This is a genomic window from Mycolicibacterium peregrinum (genome assembly GCF_001665625.1).
Taxonomy (GTDB): domain Bacteria; phylum Actinomycetota; class Actinomycetes; order Mycobacteriales; family Mycobacteriaceae; genus Mycobacterium; species Mycobacterium peregrinum_B.
The window spans coordinates 1-1,323 of the sequence record NZ_LZSY01000083.1 but is presented as its reverse complement, the minus strand read 5'-3'; the positions used below and the strand labels follow the sequence as shown (position 1 = coordinate 1,323).

Below are 1,323 nucleotides of genomic sequence, written 5' to 3'. Positions count from 1 at the left end.
TGACCGCGTTGACTCATCAGAAATGCGCGCGTACGGGTGATTCGTTGCCTCATTGAAAATGCGCGCGTAGGCCCAGTGGATGGGGTTGACGTTGAGCGAGCGCAGAGCTGTCGCGGAGACGACCGCCGTCCGTTACGTCCTGGCGAGCAAGCGCGGCAAGAGCCGGATCCTCGATGAGTTGTGCGCCAATACCGGCTGGCATCGCAACCATGCCCGCAAGGCGCTCAAAGCGGCGCTGGCACCCAAAATCGTCACCCCACGCAGTCCGCGGCCGGTGACGTACGGCGACGACGTTATCGCGGCGCTGACGGTGTGCTGGAAGGTGTTGGACATGCCGGCCGGTAAACGGTTGGCGCCGATGCTTGGTGAACTGGTGGGGGTGCTGCGCCATTTCGGGGAACTGTCGATCGACGAGAGCACCGCCGAGTTGCTGGTGTCGATGTCGGCAGCCACCATCGATCGCCGCCTGGCCGCCGCGCGCGCCAAACTCCGGCCGCACGGGCGCGTGGGCACCAAACCCGGATCGCTGCTCAAAAGTCAGATCCCGGTGCGCACCTGGGCCCAATGGGACGACGCGCGACCAGGATTCGTCGAGATCGATACGGTCTGGCATGACGGCGGCGTTCGCGGTGGGGGCCATGCCTCGACGTTGACGGTCACCGACGTGGCCACGGGCTGGACCGAGAACCGCTCCATAGCTGAGCGGACCGGCAAATGCGTCAAGGCGGCCCTGGACGACATCGCGCGGGCGCTGCCGTTTCCGATCCTGGGGGTGGACTCCGACAACGGATCAGAGTTCATCAACGACGACCTATTCGAATGGTGCACAAAGCGTCGGATCACCTTCACCAGATCCCGGCCGGGCAATAAAAACGACGGCTGTCACGTCGAGCAGAAGAACTGGTCGGTGGTGCGCATGTTGGTCGGCTATTACCGCTACGACTGCGCCACAGAACTGTTGCTGCTCAACGAGATCTGGCGGTTGCAATCCAGGTTGACCAACTTTTTCTACCCGCAGCAGAAGCTGGTAGCCAAGGTCCGCAAAGGGGCCAAAGTATCGAAAAAACACGACAAAGCGACCACTCCGTTTCACCGCGCAATCGAGCACCCCGACATGACCGCCGAACGCATCGTGGCGATGACCCGTGCCTACTCATTGATCAACCCCGCCGCCACCGCACGACAGGTGCACGCCCTGACCGAGCAGCTGTTCACCCTGGCCACCACCAAGGCCGCCCCTGCCCAACCGCCCATCACCAAGCGCGCGCGATTACGTGAGGCAACGAACCCGCCTACGCGCGCATCTTGACATGAGGCAACAGG

Annotated in this window: 1 protein-coding gene; it reads left to right on the top strand. The window is 63.1% G+C overall.

Going from position 1 to position 1,323, the window contains the following annotated elements:
- The first annotated feature begins 79 nt into the window (after positions 1-79).
- Positions 80-1,309, top strand: a complete 1,230-nt coding sequence (locus tag A5779_RS10910) for a DDE-type integrase/transposase/recombinase (RefSeq protein ID WP_064881684.1) — start codon at positions 80-82, stop codon at positions 1,307-1,309.
- Positions 1,310-1,323: the final 14 nt, after the last annotated feature.

What these genes read in the sequence shown, in the direction of transcription:
- A5779_RS10910 (WP_064881684.1), top strand. Translation starts at nt 80, where the DNA reads ATGGGGTTGACGTTGAGCGAGCGCAGAGCTGTCGCGGAGACGACCGCC.